Below are 22,029 nucleotides of genomic sequence, written 5' to 3'. Positions count from 1 at the left end.
TGACCACCATGTCCACTTCGCCCAAGATCATCTACACCCTCACCGACGAAGCGCCCGCGCTCGCGACCTATTCGCTGCTGCCGATCGTCAAGGCCTTCACGCGTTCGTCCGGCGTCGCCGTCGAAACGCGCGACATCTCGCTCGCCGGCCGCATCATCGCGGCATTCGCAGACATCCTGCCGCCGGAGCAGAAGGGTTCCGACGATCTGGCCGAGCTGGGCCAGCTCACGCTGAAGCCGGAAGCGAACATCATCAAGTTGCCGAACATCAGCGCATCGGTGCCGCAGCTGAAGGCCGCGATCGCCGAACTGCAGGCGCAGGGCTACAAGCTGCCGGCGTATCCGGAAGATCCGTCGACGGACGAAGAGAAGTCGGTCAAGGCGCGCTACGACAAGATCAAGGGCAGCGCGGTGAACCCGGTGCTGCGCGAAGGCAACTCCGACCGCCGCGCGCCGTTGTCGGTCAAGAACTACGCACGCAAGCATCCGCACAAGATGGGCGCGTGGAAGGCCACGTCGAAGGCGCACGTCGCACACATGACCGAAGGCGACTTCTACGGCAGCGAGAAGTCGGCGCTGATCGCCGATGCCGGCAGCGTGAAGATCGAACTCACGACGACCGACGGCGCGAAGAAGGTGCTGAAGGAAAAGACGGCCGTGAAGGCTGGTGAAGTCATCGACGCATCGGTGATGAGCCGCAATGCGCTGCGCAGCTTCATCGAAGCGCAGATCGCCGACGCCAAGGCGCAGGACGTGCTGTTCTCGGTGCACCTGAAGGCGACCATGATGAAGGTCTCGGACCCGATCCTGTTCGGTCACTTCGTGTCGGTCTTCTACCGCGACGCGCTCGCGAAGCACGCGGACGTGCTGGCGCAGGTCGGCTTCAACCCGAACAACGGCATCGGCGACCTGTACGCGCGCCTGAAGGACCTGCCGGCCGACACGCGCGAAGCGATCGAAGCCGACGTCAAGGCCGAATACGCGGTGCGTCCGCGCCTCGCGATGGTCAACTCCGACAAGGGCATCACGAACCTGCACGTGCCGAGCGACGTGATCGTCGACGCGTCGATGCCGGCGATGATCCGCGATTCGGGCGGCATGTGGGGCCCGGACGGCGCGCTGTACGACGCGAAGGCCGTGATTCCGGACCGCTGCTACGCAGGCGTCTACCAGGCCGTGATCGAGGACTGCAAGCAGCACGGCGCATTCGATCCGGTCACGATGGGCAGCGTGCCGAACGTCGGCCTGATGGCGCAGGCGGCCGAGGAATACGGTTCGCACGACAAGACGTTCCAGATCCCGGCGGACGGCGTCGTGCGCGTCACCGACGAAGCCGGCAACGTGCTGCTCGAGCATGCAGTGGAAGCCGGCGACATCTGGCGCATGTGCCAGACGAAGGACGCACCGGTGCAGGACTGGGTCAAGCTCGCGGTCAATCGCGCCCGCGCGACCGGCGCACCGGCCGTGTTCTGGCTCGATCCGGCGCGTGCGCACGATGCGCAGATCATCGCGAAGGTCGAACGCTACCTGAAGGACCACGACACGAACGGCCTCGACATCCGCATCATGACGCCGGTCGAGGCGACGCGTTTCTCGCTCGAGCGCATCCGTGCGGGCAAGGACACGATCTCGGTCACCGGCAACGTGTTGCGCGACTACCTGACCGACCTGTTCCCGATCATGGAACTCGGCACCAGCGCGAAGATGCTGTCGATCGTGCCGCTGATGGCCGGTGGCGGGATGTTCGAAACGGGCGCGGGCGGCTCGGCGCCGAAGCACGTGCAGCAGTTCGTCGAGGAAGGCTTCCTGCGCTGGGATTCGCTCGGCGAATTCCTCGCACTGGCCGCGTCGCTCGAACACCTCGGCAACGCGTACCAGAACCCGAAGGCGGTCGTGCTCGCGAAAACGCTCGACCAGGCGACCGGCAAGTTCCTGGACGAGAACAAGTCGCCGGCGCGCAAGGTCGGCGGCCTCGACAACCGCGGCAGCCACTTCTACCTGTGCCTGTACTGGGCGCAGGCGCTGGCCGAGCAGACCGAGGACGCCGCGCTGAAGGCGCAGTTCGAAGGTGTGGCGAAGGCGCTGTCCGACAGCGAAGCGCGCATCCTGGAAGAGCTGGCGGCCGCGCAAGGCAAGGCGCAGGCGATCGGCGGCTACTACCGTCCGAACGTCGACCTGACGAGCCAGGCGATGCGCCCGAGCGCGACGCTGAACGCCATCGTCGACGCAGTCGCCTGACGCGGGCCGCGCAATCGCGCGCGCCAACGCGTGTGTCGACGCGGCGCGGCTGGCCGCTCGCCGTCCGACACTCAATGAAAACGCCCCGGTCGCCCGGGGCGTTTTTCGTTGCAGGCTTGCCATTCAGACGTGAACGATTTCCCATTCGGCGATTTCGTCCGGCACTTCGAGCGTGGCCGTGTCCAGTTCGGAAGGCTGCGCGCAGTCGCCGCGCGAGATGCGGTCGGCCGCGACTTCCGGGCACGAGAACGCGCCGAGCGAAGCGTTGCCGAACGTCGCTTCCCAGCCGCCGTTTGCCGGCAGGATGTAGAACGACCCGAGCGCTGAACCAAAGCGAAATCCCTTCATTTCCGTTCTCCCTTTCTGATCACAAGCGATTCTGGTGTGCCGCCTGCCGGCTTGGCCGGCTGTGGCCCGACTGGCTGCTTGCGCCGGGTTCCGTATCGAACGTCGTGGCGAAGCGTCAGTGCATGGAACAAAGTCTACGTCCGCGACCCGGTCGGATGGTGCATGTAGAACGGCTTCTCGAAACAAAAATTCTCGTTTAAAAACAAGATGATATTTCTTTCGTTTTGTATTGCGGAACGTTTTTTGGTATCGCGAAACGCGAAATTTGTGCCCTGCACCACGAATTTTTACAACGCAGGGACTTGTTCCACATCGTGAAAAACTAGCGGTTTTACGGCGGGATGGCGCGACGCGTGCCGCGGGGCGCCGAACGGCACGCGCAAAACGGGCGGCTGGATGCGGCGGCGGGCCGGTCCGGGGCGGGGCGCGATGGCCGACGAAGGCCGGTGCCAAGCCGCGCTGCGGCGTATCGCCGCCAGACCGGTGGCGGCGTTCTTCGATAGAGGCCAGCGGTTATGATGACGCGGGCATTGGGTTTCGCGTCGCGCACCGGCGGTTCGGCCGGCCGGCGCACGCGTCGCGGCTGTCGAGCGACGCTGCATGGATAACGAGGATCGATTGATGATACGGAGAACCTTCCTGTCGCGCGCCATCGGGGTCGCGGCCGCGTCGCTGTTCGCGCGCACCGCGTGGGCGCAGCATGCCGGTCATACTGGCATGGCCGGCATGGATTCGATGGACGACATGCCCGGCATGTCGGGCATGTCCGGCATGTCGGGGCACGCGCAGCACGGCAAGCCTGCGCCGGCCGCGCTCGCGGCCGCCGACGCGCTGCCGGCCGGCGCGCCGCTCGCGACGTTGCGCACGCTCGCGAACGAAAGCCGCGAGCCCGGTACGTTCCGGGCCACGCTGGTCGCGCAGCCTGTCGCGCGCCCGATGCTGCGCGGCGCGCGGCCGACCCCGTTCTGGCAGTTCGGCGCGGGCACGCAAGGCCCCGTCGTCGGCCCGCTGATCGACGTGCGCGAAGGCGACACGGTCGAGATCAAGTTCGTGAACAAGCTGCCGCAGCCGTCGACGATCCACTGGCACGGCCTGCCCGTGCCGCCCGACCAGGACGGCAATCCGTCCGATCCCGTCGCGCCGGGCGCGGCGCGCGTGTACCGCTTCACGCTGCCGAAGGGCAGCGCCGGCACCTACTGGTACCACCCGCATCCGCACATGATGACGGCCGAACAGGTGTTTCGCGGGCTGGCCGGCCCGTTCATCGTGCGGGCGGCGGACGATCCGCTGGCCGGCTGGCCCGAGCGCAACCTGTTCGTGTCGGACCTGAAGCTTGCGCGCGACGGCACGATTGCGCCGAACGACATGATGGACTGGATGAACGGCCGCGAAGGCCAGTTCGTGCTGGTCAACGGCGCGCGCCGGCCGCGCATCGACGTCGCGGGCGACGAGCGCTGGCGCGTGTGGAACGCGTGCAGCGCACGCTACCTGCGCGTCGCGTTCGACGACGGCCGTGCGTTCGAGCACGCGGGTACCGACGGCGGGCTGTTCGATGCGCCGCGCCGCGTGACGTCGCTGCTGATCGCGCCGGGCGAGCGCGCCGAACTGCTGGTGCGCGCCGGCGACCGCGCGTCGCGCGCGGTGCTGCAGGCGGCCGAGTACGACCGCCGCAAGATGGCGATGTCGCACGACGACGGCCACGGCAGCCTGCCGCCCGATCCGGCGCTGGCGCTGGCCGATGTCGCATTCGCGCCCGCCGCCGCGCGCACGTTGCCCGCCACGCTGCGCGCGGTGCCGCCGCTCGGCGAACCGGTTGCGCACAAGACGGTCGCGTTCGGCGAGGAAATGGACATGGACGCGATGATGAAGGGCGCGGCGCGGGGCCGTCCGGCCGGCATGCGTTTCACGATCAACGGCGAAACCTACGCCGCGCACCGTGCCACGCTGACGAGCCGCCGTGGCGACATCGAGCGCTGGGAGATTCGCAACACCACCGACATGGATCACCCGTTCCACCTGCACGGCACGCAGTTCCAGGTGATCGAGCGCGCGTCGGGCAGCGCGCGCTCGACCGAACCGTTCCGCGCATGGCGCGATACCGTGAACGTGCGCAGCGGCGAAACCGTGTCGATTCTCGTCACGCAAGACATGCCCGGAGAGCGCATGTTTCATTGCCACATTCTCGAACACGAGGACCTCGGCATGATGGGCACGCTGAAGGTCGTGTAACGAGGTAGTGAATGTGTTTCACGCGCAGGGCCGATATCCGATCTGCATGTGTGACAAGACAATGTATGTTCAATTATCGGGATTGAACGAAAAGGCGGGCCAATCGATTATCGATTGGCCCGCCTCAAAAAAAGAAACCCGGCGCAATGCGCCGGGTTTCTTCGTCCGATATCCGATGCCTTTATGCGGCCTGGATGTTCGACGCTTGCTTGCCCTTCGGTCCTTGAACGACGTCAAAGCTCACCTTCTGGCCTTCCTTCAGCGTCTTGAAGCCATTCATGGTGATAGCCGAGAAGTGCGCAAACAGATCCTCACCGCCCTCGTCGGGAGTGATGAAACCGAAGCCCTTCGCGTCGTTGAACCACTTAACGATACCAGTTGCCATTTTCCTACTTCCCCTGTCACACAGTCGCTGCTACTTACCACGAGCACGCTCGAAAAGCTAAACGACTGGAAAATGCAGTCGTTCCCCCCTCACAAGCTCACCTCGGCCTCTTTCATTTCGCCAACCGGCAAATTGAAAAAAGTGCCAGCTTGATTGTTGGCGCTCTTTATTGGAGTGTCAAGTGGAATTTTTAGACGTTTAGAGGGTCGTTGTAAAGAACCCATTTTCAGGGTTTTTCCGGCTTTGCTTTGCAGCATGCCGCCAAGCGCGGGGTCTTGAAAAGCCCCATAATCGGCTCATATACCAGGCTCGAGTGACACGCGTTCGAGTCGTCCCGGCTTGTGGGATACTGGATGCGGACACGACGGTCCGGTGCAGTTGCCCCCAGACGGTTCGTGTTCCGCGCCACGCGTGAAAGCCGGCACCGCAGCCGGCTTTCGTATGGCACGAAGACGAAGGCGTGTTCCGGGATACCGGGGAGGGCGCCGGCCGGTCGGTCGGGTTATGGCAGGATTGCGGGCCTGTCCGAGTTGTTTAGAATGGGTGTATGGCGATTATCCCGGACAAGCAGGACAGTACCGTCCTGGAACGCAAGCAGCAGAAGCTCAAGCCGCCTTCGATGTACAAGGTGGTGCTGCTGAACGACGACTTCACGCCGATGGAATTCGTCGTGATGGTGGTCCAGGAGTATTTCAAGAAGGATCGCGAGACGGCCACGCAGATCATGCTGAAGGTCCATCGTGAAGGACGAGGGGTATGTGGGGTCTATACGCGGGACATCGCGTCGACCAAGGTTGAGCAAGTCGTTACCCATGCGCGGCAGGCAGGGCATCCGCTGCAGTGCGTGATGGAGGAAGCATGATTGCCCAGGAATTGGAAGTCAGCCTGCACATGGCGTTCATGGAAGCACGCCAGGCGCGCCATGAGTTCATTACGGTCGAGCACCTGCTGCTGGCCCTGCTGGATAATCCGACGGCAGCCGAGGTGTTGCGCGCGTGTGCGGCCAACATCGAGGACTTGCGTCAGAACCTGCGCAATTTCATCCACGACAACACACCTACCGTCCCGGGCACCGACGATGTCGATACCCAGCCGACGCTCGGTTTCCAGCGCGTGATCCAGCGCGCGATCATGCACGTCCAGTCGACGTCGAACGGCAAGAAGGAAGTCACCGGCGCGAACGTGCTGGTCGCGATCTTCGGCGAGAAGGATTCGCACGCCGTGTACTACCTGCAGCAGCAGGGCGTCACGCGCCTCGACGTGGTGAACTTCATTTCGCACGGCATCGCGAAGACGAACAACGGCGAAGCCGCTAAGTCGACCGACGCGAATGCGGAAAGCGAAGACGCGAATGCGCAGAAGGAAACGCCGCTCGCGCAGTTCACGCAGAACCTGAACCAGATGGCGAAGGACGGCCGCATCGATCCGCTGATCGGGCGCGAGCCCGAGGTCGAGCGCGTGGTGCAGGTGCTGTGCCGTCGCCGCAAGAACAACCCGCTGCTCGTCGGCGAGGCCGGCGTGGGCAAGACCGCGATCGCGGAAGGGCTCGCGTATCGCATCACGCGCGGCGAAGTGCCGGACATCCTCGCGAACGCGCAGGTCTATTCGCTCGACATGGGCGCGCTGCTCGCGGGCACCAAGTATCGCGGCGATTTCGAGCAGCGGCTGAAGACGGTGCTGAAGGAACTGAAGGAGCGCCCGCACGCGATCCTGTTCATCGACGAGATCCATACGCTGATCGGCGCGGGCGCCGCGTCGGGCGGCACGCTCGATGCGTCGAACCTGCTGAAGCCGGCGCTGTCGTCGGGCACGCTCAAGTGCATTGGAGCTACGACGTTCACCGAGTATCGCGGCATCTTCGAGAAGGACGCCGCGCTGTCGCGGCGCTTCCAGAAGGTCGACGTGACGGAGCCGAGCGTCGAGCAGACGGTCGCGATCCTGCGCGGGCTGAAGTCGCGCTTCGAGGAACATCACGGCGTCAAGTATTCGTCGGGTGCGCTGTCGGCCGCGGCCGAACTGTCGGCGCGCTTCATCACCGACCGCCACCTGCCGGACAAGGCGATCGACGTGATCGACGAAGCGGGCGCCGCGCAGCGCATCCTGCCGAAGTCGAAGCAGAAGAAGACGATCGGCAAGAGCGAAATCGAGGAAATCATCTCGAAGATTGCACGTGTGCCGGCGCAAAGCGTGTCGCAGGACGATCGCAGCAAGCTGCAGACGCTCGATCGCGACCTGAAGAGCGTCGTGTTCGGCCAGGATCCGGCGATCGACGCACTCGCGGCCTCGATCAAGATGGCGCGCGCGGGCCTCGGCAAGATGGACAAGCCGATCGGCGCGTTCCTGTTCTCCGGCCCGACGGGCGTCGGCAAGACCGAAGTGGCGCGCCAGCTCGCGTTCACGCTCGGCATCGAACTGATCCGCTTCGACATGTCGGAATACATGGAGCGTCATGCGGTGAGCCGCCTGATCGGCGCGCCGCCGGGCTACGTCGGGTTCGACCAGGGCGGCCTGCTGACCGAAGCCGTCACGAAGAAGCCGCATTGCGTGCTGCTGCTCGACGAAATCGAGAAGGCGCATCCGGACATCTTCAACGTGCTGCTGCAGGTGATGGACCACGGCACGCTGACGGACAACAACGGCCGCAAGGCGGATTTCCGCAACGTCATCATCATCATGACGACGAACGCGGGCGCCGAGTCGATGCAGAAGGCGACGATCGGCTTCACGACGCGTCGCGAGACGGGCGACGAGATGACCGACATCAAGCGCCTGTTCACGCCGGAGTTCCGCAACCGCCTGGATTCGATCATCAGCTTCCGCTCGCTCGATGAGGAAATCATCATGCGCGTGGTCGACAAGTTCCTGATCCAGCTCGAGGAACAGCTGCACGAGAAGAAGGTCGACGCGCTCTTCACCGACGCGTTGCGCAAGCATCTCGCGAAGCACGGCTTCGACCCGCTGATGGGCGCGCGGCCGATGCAGCGACTGATCCAGGACACGATCCGGCGCGCGCTGGCCGACGAACTGCTGTTCGGCAAGCTCGTCAACGGCGGTCACGTGACGGTCGACGTCGACGAAAACGACAAGGTGCAGTTGTCGTTCGACAAGCTGGCGAATCCGCCGCACAAGCCGAACGAAGAGACGGTCGAAGTCGAGTAAGCGATAATTCGTTGTTCATGCGAACGGCGCGGGAAGTTTTCCGCGCCGTTTCGTTTTATCCGGCGCCGGGGCGGCGCGATAGTGGTGCAGGGGAGTGGTAACGCAGTGACACAACAACAACGGTCGTTCGACGCTATCGTCGCGCGCGAACAAGGGTTGCGCCACGCGCTGACGTCGGGGCAGATGGCGATGATCGCGATCGGCGGCGCGATCGGCACGGGGTTGTTCCTCGGCAGCGGGTTCGCGATCGGGCTGGCCGGCCCGAGCGTGCTCGTTTCGTATGCGATCGGCGCGCTGATCGCGCTGCTGCTGATGGGCGCGCTCGCGGAAATGACCGTCGCGCATCCGACGGCCGGCTCGTTCGGCGCGTATGCCGAGCACTACGTCGGCCCGCTCGCGGGTTTTCTCGTGCGTTATGCGTACTGGTTCGCGGTCGTGTTCGCGATCGGTACCGAAATCAGCGCGATCGCCGTGTTCATGAAGTACTGGTTCCCGGCCGTACCCGGCTGGTACTGGGTGATCGGTTTCTCCGCGCTGCTGATCGCAGTGAACCTCGCGAGCGTCACGCTGTACGGCACGGTCGAATATGCGTTCTCGCTGCTGAAGATCGCGGCGATCGTCGTGTTCATCGTGCTCGGCGCGTATCTGGTCTGGTCCGCGCCGGCCGCATCGGGCATCGGCTTCGCGAACTACACCGTGCACGGCGGCTTCATGCCGAAGGGGCCGTGGGGTACGTGGGTCGCGGTGATCGTCGCGATCTTCAGCTACATGAGCATCGAAGCCGTCGCGATCGCGGCCGGCGAGGCGCGCGATCCGCAGCACGCGGTCACGCGCGCGTTCCGCTCGACCGTGTTCCGGCTCGTGCTGTTCTACCTGCTGACGCTCGCGCTGATGCTCGCGATCGTGCCCTGGACGGCGGCCGGCACCGACGAAAGCCCGTTTGTGAAGGTGATGGCCGCGACGCACGTGCCGTACGCGGCCGGCGTGATCAACTTCGTGCTGCTGATCGCGGCGCTGTCGGCGATGAACAGCCAGCTCTACGTGACGACGCGGATGATGTTCAGCCTGTCGCGCGCGCGGCTCGCGCCCGCGGTATTCGGCCGGCTCGGCACGAACGGCGTGCCGCGTGCGGCGCTGTGGATCTCGACCAGCGGCGTCGCGGTCGCGGCGGTGCTGGTCGCGCTGGCGCCCGACACCGCCTTCACCGTGATGATGGCGATCGCGATGTTCGGCGCGCTGTTCACGTGGCTGATGATCTTCGTCACGCACCTGCGCTTTCGGTCGCAGTATCGCGGTCCCGCGCTCCCGTTCCGGATGTGGGGCCACCCGTTCGGCAGCCTGCTCGGTGCCGGGCTCGTCGCCGCGATCCTGTTCACGACCGCGTTCACGCGCGAATTCCGGATGACGATGGTGGTCGGTGTCGTGTTCGTCGTACTGCTGACGCTCGCCTACGCGCTGCATTACCGGCACGAACACGCACGCTGACCGCGGCGGCGCAACTGCCTCCCCGTTCCGCACGCTCGCTAAGGTTCCGTTAAGCCGGCGGCGATTACATTCGAACCTGTCTGCAAGGCGGGCCGGCGCGCGCCGGCCCGCCGCTTCCTGAAAATGGGGTTCGAATGAACAAACTTCCCGAAATCACGCTCGCGTTCTGGATCATGAAGATCTGCGCGACGACGCTCGGCGAGACCGGCGGCGACCTGTTGTCGATGACGCTGAACGTCGGCTACGCGGTGAGCTCGATCCTGCTGTTCGGTTTCTTTCTCGTGACGCTGGGCGCGCAGCTCCGGACGACACGCTATCGCCCGGCGGTCTACTGGGCCGTGATCGTCGCGACGAGCACGGCCGGCACGACGATGTCCGACTTCATGGACCGCACGCTCGGCCTCGGCTATGCCGCCGGGTCGTCGATCCTCGTCGCGATCCTGCTGGCGATCTTCGCGGTCTGGCGCCTGAGCGGCGAATCGCTGTCGGTCGACCTGATCCGCACGCGCAAGGTCGAGCTGCTGTACTGGATCGCGATCCTGTTCTCGAACACGCTCGGCACCGCACTCGGCGACTTCCTCGCGGACAGTTCGGGGCTCGGCTTCGGCGGCGGCGCGCTGCTGATCGGCGGGCTGCTGGCGGTGATCGTGCTCGCGCACTACTTCACGCGGATCTCGGGCGTGCTGCTGTTCTGGGCCGCGTTCGTGCTCACGCGTCCGTTCGGCGCGACGGTCGGCGACCTGCTGACGAAGCCGGTCGCGAAGGGCGGCCTCGCGCTCGGCACGGTCGGATCGTCAGCCGTGCTGCTCGGCGTGCTGGCCGCGATGGTGATCTATGCGAGCATCGCGCACGCGCGGCGACGCGAACCGGCGCCTGCACGGATCGCGCAGCCGGTCAGCGAGTGACGTCGAAAAGAAAAGGGGCCGCGAGGCCCCTTTTTCATGCAGTGCCGCTCAGTGGCGGCCGGTGCTGCCGAAACCGCCTTCGCCGCGATCGCTCTCGGCGAAATCGTCGACGATGTTGAACTGCGCCTGCACGACCGGCACGATCACGAGCTGCGCGAGCCGTTCGAACGGGTTCAGCACGAACTCGGTCTGGCCGCGGTTCCACGTCGAGACCATCAGCTGGCCCTGGTAGTCGGAGTCGATCAGGCCGACGAGGTTGCCGAGCACGATCCCGTGCTTGTGGCCGAGGCCCGAGCGCGGCAGGATCAGCGCCGCATAGCCGGGATCGGCGAGGTGGATCGCGAGGCCCGTCGGCACGAGCGTCGTTTCGCCCGGCTGCAGCGTGACCGGTGCGTCGAGGCACGCACGCAGGTCGAGGCCCGCGCTGCCGGTGGTCGCGTAGGCGGGCAGGTAGTCGCGCATGCGCGCGTCGAGAATCTTCAGGTCGAGTTTCATGCGGTCGTCGAATCGGTCGGGAAGGGCGCGGCGGCAAGCGCCGTCGCGCGGGTGATCAGATCAGGCGGTTGTCGGGCAGGCGCTTCGCGATTTCCGCGACGAGCGCATGCGCGAGTTCGTCCTTCGGGGCGCGCGGCAGGCGCGTGAGGCCGGCCGCTTCGAACAGCACGACTTCGTTGTCGTCGCGGCCGAACGTCAGCGGGCCCAGGTTGCCGACGAGCAGCGGCACGTTCTTGCGCTTGCGCTTCTCGTCGCCGTGCACGTCGAGGTCGCCGCTTTCGGCCGCGAAGCCGACGCAGAACGGCGGGTCGGGCAGCGCCGCGACCGACGCGAGGATGTCCGGGTTCTCGACGAAGGCGAGCGCCGGCATCTTGCGGTCGGCCGTCTTCTTCATCTTGTGCTCGGCCGGCTGATCGACGCGCCAGTCGGCCACCGCGGCCACCGCGATGAAGATGTCGGCATCGGCCACCGCGTGCATCACTGCGTCGTACATCTGCTGCGCGGTCTGCACGTCCTGGCGGTACACGCCCCACGGCGTGTCGAGCGCGACCGGCCCCGCGACGAGATGCACGTCGGCGCCGGCCTGCTGCGCGGCGCGCGCGAGCGCGAAACCCATCTTGCCGCTCGAGCGGTTCGTGAGGCCGCGCACGGGGTCGAGCGGTTCGAACGTCGGCCCGGCCGTGATCAGCACGCGCCGGTGCGCGAGTACCTTCGGCGCGAAGTGCGCGACGATCGCCTCATAGATCGCCTCGGGCTCGAGCATCCGGCCGTCGCCGACTTCGCCGCATGCCTGCGCGCCCGAATCGGGGCCGAGCACGGATACGCCGTCCGCGCGCAGTTGCGCGGCGTTGCGCTGCGTGGCCGGGTTCTGCCACATCTGGCGGTTCATCGCAGGGACGACGAGCAGCGGACAGTCGCGTGCGACGCACAGCGTCGACAGCAGGTCGTCCGCGAACCCGTGCGCGAGCTTCGCGAGGAAATCCGTCGACGCGGGCGCGATCACGATCGCGTCGGCTTCGCGCGACAGGTCGATGTGCGCCATGTTGTTGTCGATGCGCGCGTCCCACTGGCTCGTATAGACGGGCCGGCCCGACAGCGCCTGCATCGTCACGGGCGTGATGAACTGCGTGGCCGCTTCGGTCATCGCGACCTGTACGGTCGCGCCGGCCTTCACGAGCAGCCGCGTGAGCTCGGCGATCTTGTAGCAGGCGATGCCGCCCGTCAGGCCGAGAACGAGGTGTTTTCCTGCGAGTTCTGCGTGTGCCAACTCAGGCCTCCAAGGGTCAAACGGAACGGCCGGCACGAAGCCGGCCGTCGACGCCGAGTATGCGCGCTTAGCGCGAGCCGCGCACGCGACGCAGTTCGTCGTAGATCAGCAGCACCGCGCCGACCGTGATCGCGGAATCGGCGAGGTTGAACGCCGGGAAGTGCCAGGCGCCGAGGTGGAAATCGAGGAAGTCGATCACGTGACCGTAGACGAGCCGGTCGATCACGTTGCCGAGCGCGCCGCCGAGGATCAGCGCGAGCGACAGGCTGAACAGCCGCTGCTGGCCGTGGCGCTTCAGCAGGAAGCAGATCACGAGCGTCGCGCCGATGCCGAGCGCGGTGAACGCCCAGCGCTGCCAGCCGCCGGCGGTCGACAGGAAGCCGAACGCCGCGCCGCGGTTGTACACCAGCACGAGGTTGAAGAACGACGTCAGCTCATGCTGCGCGCCGTACGCGAACGTCTTCAGGATCGCGATCTTCGACAGCTGGTCGAACAGGATCACGATCAGCGAAATGCCGAGCCAGGGTGCAAGCGCGCCGCTGGCCGGCTTCGACAGGGTTTTCGCCATGGTCAGGCAGCGCTCCGGATTTCGCCGTTTTCGAACAGGTTGGAGAAGCAGCGGCCGCACAGCGTCGGATGATCGGCGTGTGCGCCGACATCTTCGCGGTAGTGCCAGCAGCGTTCGCACTTCTGGTACTTCGATGCGGCCACGTCGACGCTTTCCTGCGCTTCGTCGTCGACCTTGACGACCGTTGCAGCCGACGTGATCAGCACGAACTTCAGGTCGTCGCCGAGGCTCGTGAGCGCATCGTAACGCGCGCCGCTTGCATGCACGGCGACTTCCGCCTGCAGCGACGAACCGATGCGGTTCGCGGTGCGCGCTTCCTCGAGCGCCTTCGTCACGTTGCCGCGCACTTCGCGCAGCAGCGCCCACTTCTCGATCAGCGTGGCCGAGCCGGAGACTTCCGGATACGCATAGTAGGTTTCCGTGAAGATCGTGTCGCTGGCCGGCTGGAACACCTTCCACGCTTCTTCCGCCGTGAACGACAGGAACGGCGCGAGCACGCGCAGCAGGCCTTGCGTCAGGTGGTACAGCGCCGTTTGCGCGGAACGGCGTGCGCGCGAATCGGCGGCGCTCGTGTACAGGCGATCCTTCAGCACGTCGAGGTAGAAGCCGCCGAGATCTTCCGAGCAGTACGTCTGCAGCTTCGCGACGACCGGGTGGAATTCGTATTTCTCGTAGTGGCCGAGCAGTTCCGTCTGCAGCTGCTGCGAGAACGCGACCGCATAACGGTCGATCTCGAGCCATTCCTCGACCGGCACCGCGTGCTGTGCGAAGTCGAAGTCCGACAGGTTCGCGAGCAGGAAGCGCAGCGTGTTGCGGATGCGGCGATAGCCTTCGGTCACGCGCTTCAGGATTTCCTCGGAGATCGCGAGCTCGCCCGAGTAGTCGGTCGATGCGATCCACAGGCGGATGATTTCCGCGCCGAGGCGGTTCGCGACTTCATGCGGATCGATGCCGTTGCCGAGCGACTTGCTCATCTTGCGGCCTTCGCCGTCGACCGTGAAGCCGTGCGTGAGCAGGCCCTTGTAGGGCGCGCGACCGTCGATCATCGAAGCCGTGAGCAGCGACGAGTGGAACCAGCCGCGATGCTGGTCCGAGCCCTCGAGGTAGAGGTCGGCCGGGAATTGCAGCTGATCCTTGTGCGAGCCGCGCAGCACGTGCCAGTGCGTCGTGCCCGAGTCGAACCACACGTCGAGCGTGTCGCGGTTCTTTTCGTACAGGTTCGCGTCGTCGCCGATCAGCTCGCGCGGGTCGAGCGACTGCCATGCCTCGATGCCCGACTGCTCGACGCGCTTCGCGACTTCCTCGAGCAGTTCCAGCGTGCGCGGGTGCAGCTCGCCGGTTTCCTTGTGCACGAAGAACGCCATCGGCACGCCCCACTGGCGCTGGCGCGACAGCGTCCAGTCGGGACGGTTCGCGATCATGCTGAACAGGCGCTGCTTGCCCCACGACGGGTAGAACGCGGTCGCGTCGACGCCTTCGAGCGCGGTTTCGCGCAGCGTCTTGCCGCCGTCGTTCGGCGTGACATCCATGCCGGCGAACCACTGCGACGTCGCGCGGTAGATGATCGGCGTCTTGTGGCGCCAGCAGTGCATGTAGCTGTGCGTGTACTTCTCGCTGCGCAGCAGCGAGCCGGCCGCGTTCAGCGCGTCGACGATCTTCGGGTTCGCATCCCAGATCGACAGGCCGCCGAACAGCGGCAGCGATTCGATGTAGCGGCCGTCGCCCATCACCGGGTTGATGAAGTCCGAATCGGTCATCCCGTGCGCCTTGCACGACTGGAAGTCCTCGATACCGTAGGCGGGCGACGAGTGCACGACGCCGGTACCCGTGTCGGTCGTCACGTAATCGCCGAGGTAGACGGGCGCCGTACGCTTGTAGCCGGGGTGGGCCGATGCAAGCGGGTGGTGGAAGCGCAGGCCGGCGAGCTTCACGCCCGGCGCGGTCGCGACGACGCGGCCCGTCAGCTTGAAGTCGGTCATGCAGGCTTCGACGCGCTCTTGCGCGATGATCAGCAGCCCGCGCTCGGTGTCGACCAGCGCGTAGACGATTTCCGGATGGAGGTTCAGCGCCTGGTTGGCGGGAATCGTCCACGGCGTGGTGGTCCAGATCACGATGCCGCCTTCTGCGCGCGGCAGCGCCGGCAGGCCGAACGCCTGCGCGGTCTTTTCCGGTTCCGCGAACGCGAACATCACGTCGATCGTCGGGTCGGTGCGGTCCTTGTACTCGACCTCCGCCTCGGCGAGCGCCGAGCCGCAGTCGAAGCACCAGTTCACCGGCTTCAGCCCGCGATACACGTAGCCCTTCTCGATGATCTTGCCGAGCGCGCGGATCTCTTCCGCCTCGTTCACGAAGTTCATCGTCTTGTACGGATTCGCCCAGTCGCCGAGCACGCCGAGGCGCTTGAAGCCGACCTTCTGCTTCTCGATCTGCTCGGTCGCGTATGCACGCGCCTTGCTCATCACTTCGGCCGCCGGCAGCGACTTGCCGAACTGCTTCTCGATCTGGATCTCGATCGGCATCCCGTGGCAATCCCAGCCCGGCACGTACGGCGCGTCGAAGCCGGCCATGTTGCGCGACTTGACGACGATGTCCTTCAGGATCTTGTTGACCGCGTGGCCGAGGTGGATGTCGCCGTTCGCATACGGCGGGCCGTCGTGCAGGATGAACTTCGGCCGGCCCTTGCTGGCCGCGCGGATCTTCTCGTAGAGGCCGCGCTCTTCCCACTCCTTGACCCACTGCGGCTCGCGCTTGGGCAGGTCGCCGCGCATCGGGAACGGCGTGTCGAGCAGGTTGACCGGATACTTGGCCTGCGGTTTCGAATCGGCTTTCTTGTTGCTCATGATGGGATCGCTATCTAAATCGGGAGACGCTCGGGCGTCGTGAATCGGGGATGCGCGCGAGTGGGCGGCGCGAGGGTGCGGCGCGAGGCGCCGCCGTCCGGATCAGCTAATTCGGTCGGTGGCCGACGTCGCGAAGCCCGTGGCGCGGCTGCCCGGCGCGCGGTCGCGCTCGATGAAGTACGCGCGCGCATTCGCGACGTCCAGTGCGATCGCGCGCGACAGCGCCTCGAGATCGTCGAATTTCGCCTCGTCGCGCAGCTTCTTCAGGAATTCGACGCGGATGAGCTTGCCGTACGCGTCGCCATGCCAGTCGAGCAGGTGGACTTCGAGCAGCACGCGGCCCGAATCGTCGACGGTCGGGCGCAGGCCGAGGCTCGCGACGCCCGGCAGCGGCTCGGGGCCGAGGCCGTGCACCTGCACGACGAAAATGCCCGCGAGCGCCGGCCGCTTGTGCGCGATCGGCAGGTTCAACGTCGGGAAGCCGAGGTCGCGGCCGAGCTTCAGCCCGTGCGCGACGTGGCCGCTGATCGCATAGCCGTGGCCGAGCGCCTGCGCGGCCGCGTCGAGATCGCCGGCCGCCAGCGCGGCGCGCACGCCCGAGCTGGAGATGCGCGTGCCGTCGCTGCCGGCCACCGTGCCCATCTGCTCGACTTCGAAACCGTATTGCTCGCCGGCCGCCTTCAGCGTGTCGAAGGTGCCCGCGCGCTTCGCGCCGTAGCAGAAATCGTCGCCGACCATCATCCAGCGCGCGTGCAGCCCGTTCACCAGCGTGCGCTCGACGAACGCCTGCGGCGACTGGCTCGCGAACGTATGGTTGAAGTGCTCGACGACGACGCGGTCGACACCGTGATCGCGCAGCGCCTCGAGCTTGTCGCGCAGCATCGCGATGCGCGGCGGCGCGCCGGCCGGATTGAAGAATTCGCGCGGGTGCGGTTCGAACGTCATCACGCACACGGGCAGGCCGCGCGCGTCCGCTGCCGCGCGCACGCGCGCGAGCAGGGCCTGGTGGCCGCGATGGACACCGTCGAAGTTGCCGATCGTCAGCGCGCACGGGGCGCGGCTCTCGGCGTTGGGCAGGCCGCGGAAGACTTTCACGATAGCGGATGCAGCGTCGGGGGAATGGGCGGTGGGATGCCGCAAAGCAGAAGATTATAAACGTTCGGACGGGTCGGCGGCCGAGAAGGCGGGAAACGCGGGGGCAAATGGTAAAATTCGCGGATGAAAAAACTCGTGATCCTGATTTCCGGTCGCGGCAGCAACATGGAGGCCATCGTCCGCGCGTGCGCGCAGGAACGCTGGCCGGCCGAGATTGCCGCCGTGATCGCCAACCGGCCCGATGCGGCCGGGCTGGCTTTTGCCGCGTCGCACGGGGTGGCGACGGCGGTGGTCGACCACCGGTCGTTCGACGGCCGCGACAGCTTCGATGCGGCGCTCGCCGCCGAGATCGACCGTTTCGCCCCCGATCTCGTCGTCCTCGCCGGCTTCATGCGCATCCTCACGCCCGCATTCGTCAGACGATATGAGGGCCGGCTGCTGAACATCCATCCGTCGCTGCTGCCGAGCTTCAAGGGCATCCATACGCATCAGCAGGCGCTCGATGCGGGTGTCGCGCTGCATGGCGCGAGCGTGCATTTCGTCATTCCCGAGCTCGACAGCGGCGCGATCGTCGCGCAGGGCGCGGTGCCCGTGCGCGCGGGCGACGACGCGGCCGCGCTCGCGCAGCGCGTGCTGACCGTCGAGCATGTGCTGTATCCGCGCGCGGTGCGCTGGTTCGTCGAGGGGCGTCTGCGCCTCGAGAACGGCCGTGCAGTAGTCTCGCCGGAAGAGGCGCGCTGGATTTTCGCGGATCAACCGCATACCGAAACGAGTGAGGGCGTATGAAGCTGCACGGATTCCTGATTGGCCAGACCGAGACTTTGCTGGCCGAGGTGCTGAAGTTCGCCGGCCCTGCCGACGCGACGACGAGCCGGTTCTTCCGCGCGCACCCGAAGCTCGGGCATGCGGAGCGCGGCGTGATCGCCGAAGCCGTGTTTGCGGTGCTGCGCCGGAAAATGGAGTTTTCGCATCTCGCGGAGAGCGGCACGGGCACGCCGGCACGGCGTCTCACGCTGCTCGGCCTGATGCAGACGGCCGGCCGCAATGCGCTGAGGCCGTTCCTGTCCGACACCGAGGCCGCGTGGCTCGAACACGTGTCGAAGATCGATCCGGCCAGCCTGCCGGTGCGTGTGCGCACGAACCTGCCCGACTGGATCCACCAGGCGCTGTCGGCCCGTTTCGACGCCGAGGAGCTCGCGCAGCTCGCCGCCGCGCTGAACTACCCGGCGCCGCTCGACCTGCGCGCCAATGCGCAGAAGGCGACCCGCGACCAGGTGATCGACGCGCTGCGTGCGAACGGGATCGATGCGGGCGCGATGCCGTTCGCGCCGTTCGGCGTGCGTGTCGTCGGCAAGCCGGCGCTGACGCGTCTGAAGCTGTTCGAGGAAGGCCAGATCGAGGTGCAGGACGAAGGCAGCCAGCTGCTGTGCTCGCTCGTTGCGCCGCGCCGCGGCGAGATGATCGTCGATTTCTGCGCCGGCGCGGGCGGCAAGACGCTCGCGCTGGGCGCGATGATGCGCTCGACCGGGCGCCTCTATGCGTTCGACGTGTCGGAGAAGCGCCTTGCGAAGCTGAAGCCGCGCCTTGCGCGCAGCGGGCTGTCGAACGTGAACCCGGTGCTGATCGACAGCGAGCACGATGCGAAGATCAAGCGGCTCGCCGGCAAGATCGACCGCGTGCTGGTCGACGCGCCGTGCAGCGGCCTCGGCACGCTGCGCCGCAATCCGGACCTGAAGTGGCGCCAGACGCGCACGGCGATCGACGAGCTGACGCCGAAGCAGGCGTCGATCCTCGCGAGCGCCGCGCGCCTCGTGAAGAAGGGCGGGCGGCTCGTCTACGCGACCTGCAGCGTGCTCGACGCCGAGAACGAGCGGATCGTCGAGCAGTTCCTGGCCGATCATCCCGAGTTCGTGCTGGTGCCGGCGCAGAAGGTGCTGGCCGACCAGCGCATCGAGCTCGAGACGGGCGACTACCTGTCGTTGTGGCCGCATCGTCACGCAACCGACGGCTTCTTCGCCGCGGTGCTCGAGCGGCGCGCCGCGCAGTAACGACTGCCCGGACGGACGATGGAAAATCTGCAGAGCCGCCTGCTGTCGCACCGGCTGGCGTCGGTCATTCGTGACTTCCACCAGCCGGTGATGATCTGGCAGGCGGCGATCCTCGTCGGCGCGCTGTGCTTCGCGTGGGTGGCCGCGCGCTTCGTGCACGGCCGCATCGATGCCCGCCGCCGGGCGGCCGGCCGCGCGCCCGGCGCGGGCGCGCAAAGCCTGAAGCGCGCATTGTTCCCGTTGTTCGGCAGCGTGTTCGTCGGTGTCGCGCAGCTCGCGTTCGACCCGTTCATGTCGACCTCGCTGCTGTCGCTCGCGCTCGTGCCGCTGTTCGGCATCGCGTCGATCTACGTGCTGTTCTTCTTCGCGCGGCGCGTGTTCGCACGCGACGGCCACACGCATGCGTGGCTGTCGATCGTCGAGAAGATCGTGTCGACCGTCGTGTGGGCCGCGATGGTGCTGACCGTGCTCGGCATCCAGCGCGACGTGCTCGGCTGGCTCGACAGCGTGCAGTTCCGCGTCGCCAACGCGCACCTCACGCTGCTGTCGGTGATCTCGGGCGCGCTGTGGGTGTGCGTGACGCTGATGGTCGCGATGTGGCTCGGCTCGGTGCTCGAGGATCGCCTCACGCGCGCGAGCACGCTCGACGCGAACCTGAAGGTCGTGCTGTCGCGGGTCGGGCGCGCGCTGCTCGTGTTCGCGGCGATCCTGATCGGGCTGTCGCTGGTCGGCATCGACGTGACGGTGCTCGGCGTGTTCGGCGGTGCGGTGGGCGTCGGCCTCGGCTTCGGGCTGCAGAAGATCGCGAGCAACTACGTGTCGGGCTTCATCATCCTGCTCGATCGCTCGCTGCGGCTCGGCGACGCGATCAGCGTCGGCGGCCTGCAGGGGGTCGTCACGCAGATCCGCACGCGCTACACGGTCGTGCGCGGCCTCGACGGCAACGAGACGCTGATCCCGAACGAGAAGCTGATCACCGACGTCGTGCAGAACCAGTCGTCGTACCTGACGCGCGGCTATGCGAAGGTCGCGGTGCAGGTCGCGTACACGAGCGACGTCGAGCACGCGCTCCTGCTGCTCGCCGACGCGGCGAAGGGCGTGCCGCGCGTGCTGGCGGAGCCTGCTCCGACGCCGTACCTGGTGAGTTTCGGCGCGGACGGGATCGACCTGGAGCTCGGCTTCTGGATCGAGGATTCCGCGAAAGGCACGTCGGGCGTGCGCTCGACCGTGAACCGCAACATCTGGCGGCTGTTCAGCGAGCACGGGATCTCGATTCCGTTCCCGCAGCGCGAAGTGCGTGTGGTCGGATTGCCGGAAGGTTTTTCCGCCGCGGGCGCGGCCGCACTCGATCCGGCAGCCGCGAACGATGCGGCGAACGGGCGCGCGCCGGCTGCGTAGCGCGCGCCGGCCGTCAAATGGCTTGACCCCGCGACCGGAACCGGATCGCGGGCCTTTCCCAGTCCGCCCGTGGACTGTTCCGATTGCGCCAGGGCAAGAAAATATTCATTTTTTACAAAGACTTGGAACGGTTGAAGTAAAATTCAAGTCTATACGCGGTATGCTTTCATTTTTCTGACGCCTGCGCGAGCCGGCGTCGCTCTCATCACAGGTAACTGCCTTGTTGAATTCCCTGCTCGATTTTCTTTCCCACGGGCTCCTGCATTTTTCGTGGTGGCAGGTCGCGTTGTTCGCGCTCGCCGTCACGCACGTCACGATCATCGGCGTGACGGTCTATCTGCACCGCTGCCAGGCGCACCGTGCGCTGGAACTGCATCCGATCGCGAGCCACTTCTTCCGCCTGTGGCTGTGGATGACGACCGGCATGCTGACGGGTCAGTGGGCCGCGATTCACCGCAAGCACCATGCGAAGTGCGAGACCGAGGAAGATCCGCACAGCCCGCAGACGCGCGGCATCTGGAAGGTGTTCCTCGAGGGCGCGGAGCTGTATCGCGCGGAAGCGAAGAACGAAGAGACGATGCGCAAGTTCGGCCACGGCACGCCGAGCGACTGGATCGAGCGCAATGTCTATTCGAAGTACCCGATTCTCGGCATCAGCCTGATGATGGTGATCGACGTCGCGCTGTTCGGCGTGATCGGCCTCACCGTGTGGGCCGTGCAGATGGTCTGGATTCCGTTCTGGGCGGCTGGCGTCGTCAACGGCTTCGGTCACTTCTGGGGCTATCGCAACTTCAACTCGGCCGACGCGAGCACGAACCTGTTCCCGTGGGGCATCGTGATCGGCGGTGAAGAGCTGCACAACAACCACCACACGTTCGCGACGTCGGCGAAGCTGTCGAACAAGTGGTACGAATTCGACATCGGCTGGATGTACATCCGCATCATGTCGGCGTTCGGTCTCGCGAAGGTGAAGAAGGTTGCGCCGACGCCGCGCCTGAACAAGCCGAAGACGGTGCTCGACCAGGAAACGCTGCAGGCCGTGCTGTCGAACCGCTACGAAGTGATGGCGCGCTACGGCAAGGCCGTGAAGCGTGCGTATCGCCAGGAACTCGCGCACCTGAAGGAGCTCGGCTCGAGCGAGAAGTACCAGCTGATGCGCGGCGCGCGCAAGTGGTTCCACAAGGATGCCGACGGCCTCGACGAGCCGCAGAAGAAGCTGCTGCCGGAAATCTTCGCGAACAGCCAGAAGCTGCATACGTACTTCCAGCTGCGCCAGGATCTGGCGGCGATCTGGGATCGTTCGACCGCGTCGCGCGAACAGCTTCTCGCGCAATTGCAGGATTGGTGCCATCGCGCAGAACAAAGCGGCATCAAGGCGCTGCAGGAATTCGCGACGCGCCTGCGCCGCTACGCCTGATTCGAAATCGATTAGAATCTCAGGACGTCACAAACCCCGCGTTGGCGGGGTTTTTTCATTTGGGCTGCCGGTTTTTGAAGGGTGTCGGCGGAGCCGAATTTGTATGACCAGAGCATGGGATCAGAGTAAGCGCTTAAGCCCTAACTCTGATCG

The 22,029-nt window shown here is 66.0% G+C and carries 18 protein-coding genes; 10 read left to right on the top strand and 8 right to left on the bottom strand.

What is annotated here, in order from left to right; all coding sequences use genetic code 11:
• The first annotated feature begins 8 nt into the window (after window positions 1-8).
• A complete protein-coding gene (locus DIE03_RS32215) occupies window positions 9-2,237 on the top strand; it encodes an NADP-dependent isocitrate dehydrogenase (RefSeq protein ID WP_124456215.1) in 2,229 nt (742 codons plus the stop codon).
• 123 nt (window positions 2,238-2,360) lie between these two features.
• Here the strand turns inward: DIE03_RS32215 and DIE03_RS32210 are convergent, their stop codons facing one another.
• Entirely contained in the window at window positions 2,361-2,585 is a 225-nt protein-coding gene (locus DIE03_RS32210) for a hypothetical protein (protein ID WP_006478028.1), read from the bottom strand.
• A gap of 621 nt (window positions 2,586-3,206) precedes the next feature.
• On the opposite strand from DIE03_RS32210, the gene DIE03_RS32205 reads away from it, so the two are divergent.
• Window positions 3,207-4,814, top strand: a complete 1,608-nt coding sequence (locus tag DIE03_RS32205) for a multicopper oxidase family protein (RefSeq protein ID WP_124456214.1) — start codon at window positions 3,207-3,209, stop codon at window positions 4,812-4,814.
• Between the two features lie 181 nt (window positions 4,815-4,995).
• On the opposite strand, the gene DIE03_RS32200 is transcribed toward DIE03_RS32205, so the two are convergent.
• Both DIE03_RS32200 and DIE03_RS38465 read right to left on the bottom strand, forming a co-directional pair.
• The gene (locus DIE03_RS32200) at window positions 4,996-5,199 is read right to left on the bottom strand and encodes a cold-shock protein (protein WP_006478030.1); all 204 of its coding nucleotides are present in this window, start codon (window positions 5,197-5,199) and stop codon (window positions 4,996-4,998) included.
• A gap of 89 nt (window positions 5,200-5,288) precedes the next feature.
• The gene (locus tag DIE03_RS38465; RefSeq protein WP_176050694.1) at window positions 5,289-5,456 is read right to left on the bottom strand and encodes a hypothetical protein; all 168 of its coding nucleotides are present in this window, start codon (window positions 5,454-5,456) and stop codon (window positions 5,289-5,291) included.
• Between the two features lie 290 nt (window positions 5,457-5,746).
• Between DIE03_RS38465 and clpS the strand changes: the two genes are divergently transcribed.
• The 4 genes from clpS to DIE03_RS32175 all read left to right on the top strand — a co-directional run bounded on the left by clpS (window position 5,747) and on the right by DIE03_RS32175 (window position 10,748).
• On the top strand, window positions 5,747-6,061 hold the full coding sequence (gene clpS, locus DIE03_RS32190) for an ATP-dependent Clp protease adapter ClpS (protein WP_006398529.1): 315 nt from the start codon (window positions 5,747-5,749) through the stop codon (window positions 6,059-6,061).
• Entirely contained in the window at window positions 6,058-8,358 is a 2,301-nt protein-coding gene (gene clpA, locus DIE03_RS32185; RefSeq protein ID WP_124456213.1) for an ATP-dependent Clp protease ATP-binding subunit ClpA, read from the top strand. Before clpS ends, clpA begins: the two co-directional genes overlap by 4 nt.
• Before the next feature lie 105 nt (window positions 8,359-8,463).
• Window positions 8,464-9,843, top strand: a complete 1,380-nt coding sequence (locus tag DIE03_RS32180; RefSeq protein WP_124456212.1) for an amino acid permease — start codon at window positions 8,464-8,466, stop codon at window positions 9,841-9,843.
• A 134-nt stretch (window positions 9,844-9,977) separates the two neighbouring features.
• Entirely contained in the window at window positions 9,978-10,748 is a 771-nt protein-coding gene (locus DIE03_RS32175) for a hypothetical protein (RefSeq protein WP_124456211.1), read from the top strand.
• 48 nt (window positions 10,749-10,796) lie between these two features.
• Here DIE03_RS32175 and dut read toward each other — a convergent pair whose 3' ends face one another.
• From dut to DIE03_RS32150, 5 genes are all read right to left on the bottom strand, one after another.
• Entirely contained in the window at window positions 10,797-11,243 is a 447-nt protein-coding gene (gene dut / locus DIE03_RS32170; protein ID WP_021160741.1) for a dUTP diphosphatase, read from the bottom strand.
• A gap of 55 nt (window positions 11,244-11,298) precedes the next feature.
• Window positions 11,299-12,510, bottom strand: coding sequence for a bifunctional phosphopantothenoylcysteine decarboxylase/phosphopantothenate--cysteine ligase CoaBC (gene coaBC, locus DIE03_RS32165; protein ID WP_124456210.1), 1,212 nt, complete (start codon window positions 12,508-12,510; stop codon window positions 11,299-11,301).
• Window positions 12,511-12,577: 67 nt separating this feature from the next.
• Window positions 12,578-13,078 carry a signal peptidase II gene (gene lspA, locus DIE03_RS32160; RefSeq protein ID WP_124456209.1) on the bottom strand — a complete coding sequence of 167 codons (501 nt, stop codon included), beginning with the start codon at window positions 13,076-13,078 and terminating at the stop codon, window positions 12,578-12,580.
• A 2-nt stretch (window positions 13,079-13,080) separates the two neighbouring features.
• Entirely contained in the window at window positions 13,081-15,918 is a 2,838-nt protein-coding gene (gene ileS / locus DIE03_RS32155; protein WP_124456208.1) for an isoleucine--tRNA ligase, read from the bottom strand.
• Window positions 15,919-16,020: 102 nt separating this feature from the next.
• On the bottom strand, window positions 16,021-17,013 hold the full coding sequence (locus DIE03_RS32150) for a bifunctional riboflavin kinase/FAD synthetase (RefSeq protein WP_124456207.1): 993 nt from the start codon (window positions 17,011-17,013) through the stop codon (window positions 16,021-16,023).
• A 123-nt stretch (window positions 17,014-17,136) separates the two neighbouring features.
• Here DIE03_RS32150 and purN point away from each other — a divergent pair, with 123 nt between their 5' ends.
• The 4 genes from purN (at window position 17,137) to DIE03_RS32130 (ending at window position 21,876) form a co-directional block, all read left to right on the top strand.
• Window positions 17,137-17,799 carry a phosphoribosylglycinamide formyltransferase gene (purN, locus tag DIE03_RS32145; protein WP_124456206.1) on the top strand — a complete coding sequence of 221 codons (663 nt, stop codon included), beginning with the start codon at window positions 17,137-17,139 and terminating at the stop codon, window positions 17,797-17,799.
• Entirely contained in the window at window positions 17,796-19,061 is a 1,266-nt protein-coding gene (locus tag DIE03_RS32140; RefSeq protein WP_124456205.1) for an RsmB/NOP family class I SAM-dependent RNA methyltransferase, read from the top strand. The genes purN and DIE03_RS32140 overlap by 4 nt, the downstream gene beginning before the upstream one ends.
• Window positions 19,062-19,079: 18 nt before the next feature.
• Complete coding sequence (locus DIE03_RS32135) at window positions 19,080-20,459, top strand: mechanosensitive ion channel family protein (RefSeq protein WP_124456204.1); 1,380 nt, start codon at window positions 19,080-19,082, stop codon at window positions 20,457-20,459.
• A gap of 220 nt (window positions 20,460-20,679) precedes the next feature.
• The gene (locus tag DIE03_RS32130) at window positions 20,680-21,876 is read left to right on the top strand and encodes an acyl-CoA desaturase (protein ID WP_124456203.1); all 1,197 of its coding nucleotides are present in this window, start codon (window positions 20,680-20,682) and stop codon (window positions 21,874-21,876) included.
• Window positions 21,877-22,029: the final 153 nt, after the last annotated feature.

The organism is Burkholderia sp. Bp8992 (assembly GCF_003853705.1).
Classification (GTDB): Bacteria; Pseudomonadota; Gammaproteobacteria; order Burkholderiales; family Burkholderiaceae; genus Burkholderia.
This window is presented reverse-complemented; position numbering and strand designations above follow the sequence as displayed.

Coding starts and splice junctions, on each gene's coding strand:
- DIE03_RS32215 (WP_124456215.1), top strand. CDS start 9: ATGTCCACTTCGCCCAAGATCATCTACACCCTCACCGACGAAGCGCCC.
- DIE03_RS32210 (WP_006478028.1), bottom strand. CDS start 2,585: ATGAAGGGATTTCGCTTTGGTTCAGCGCTCGGGTCGTTCTACATCCTG.
- DIE03_RS32205 (WP_124456214.1), top strand. CDS start 3,207: ATGATACGGAGAACCTTCCTGTCGCGCGCCATCGGGGTCGCGGCCGCG.
- DIE03_RS32200 (WP_006478030.1), bottom strand. CDS start 5,199: ATGGCAACTGGTATCGTTAAGTGGTTCAACGACGCGAAGGGCTTCGGT.
- DIE03_RS38465 (WP_176050694.1), bottom strand. CDS start 5,456: ATGCTGCAAAGCAAAGCCGGAAAAACCCTGAAAATGGGTTCTTTACAA.
- clpS (WP_006398529.1), top strand. CDS start 5,747: ATGGCGATTATCCCGGACAAGCAGGACAGTACCGTCCTGGAACGCAAG.
- clpA (WP_124456213.1), top strand. CDS start 6,058: ATGATTGCCCAGGAATTGGAAGTCAGCCTGCACATGGCGTTCATGGAA.
- DIE03_RS32175 (WP_124456211.1), top strand. CDS start 9,978: ATGAACAAACTTCCCGAAATCACGCTCGCGTTCTGGATCATGAAGATC.
- dut (WP_021160741.1), bottom strand. CDS start 11,243: ATGAAACTCGACCTGAAGATTCTCGACGCGCGCATGCGCGACTACCTG.
- lspA (WP_124456209.1), bottom strand. CDS start 13,078: ATGGCGAAAACCCTGTCGAAGCCGGCCAGCGGCGCGCTTGCACCCTGG.
- ileS (WP_124456208.1), bottom strand. CDS start 15,918: ATGAGCAACAAGAAAGCCGATTCGAAACCGCAGGCCAAGTATCCGGTC.
- purN (WP_124456206.1), top strand. CDS start 17,137: ATGAAAAAACTCGTGATCCTGATTTCCGGTCGCGGCAGCAACATGGAG.
- DIE03_RS32140 (WP_124456205.1), top strand. CDS start 17,796: ATGAAGCTGCACGGATTCCTGATTGGCCAGACCGAGACTTTGCTGGCC.
- DIE03_RS32135 (WP_124456204.1), top strand. CDS start 19,080: ATGGAAAATCTGCAGAGCCGCCTGCTGTCGCACCGGCTGGCGTCGGTC.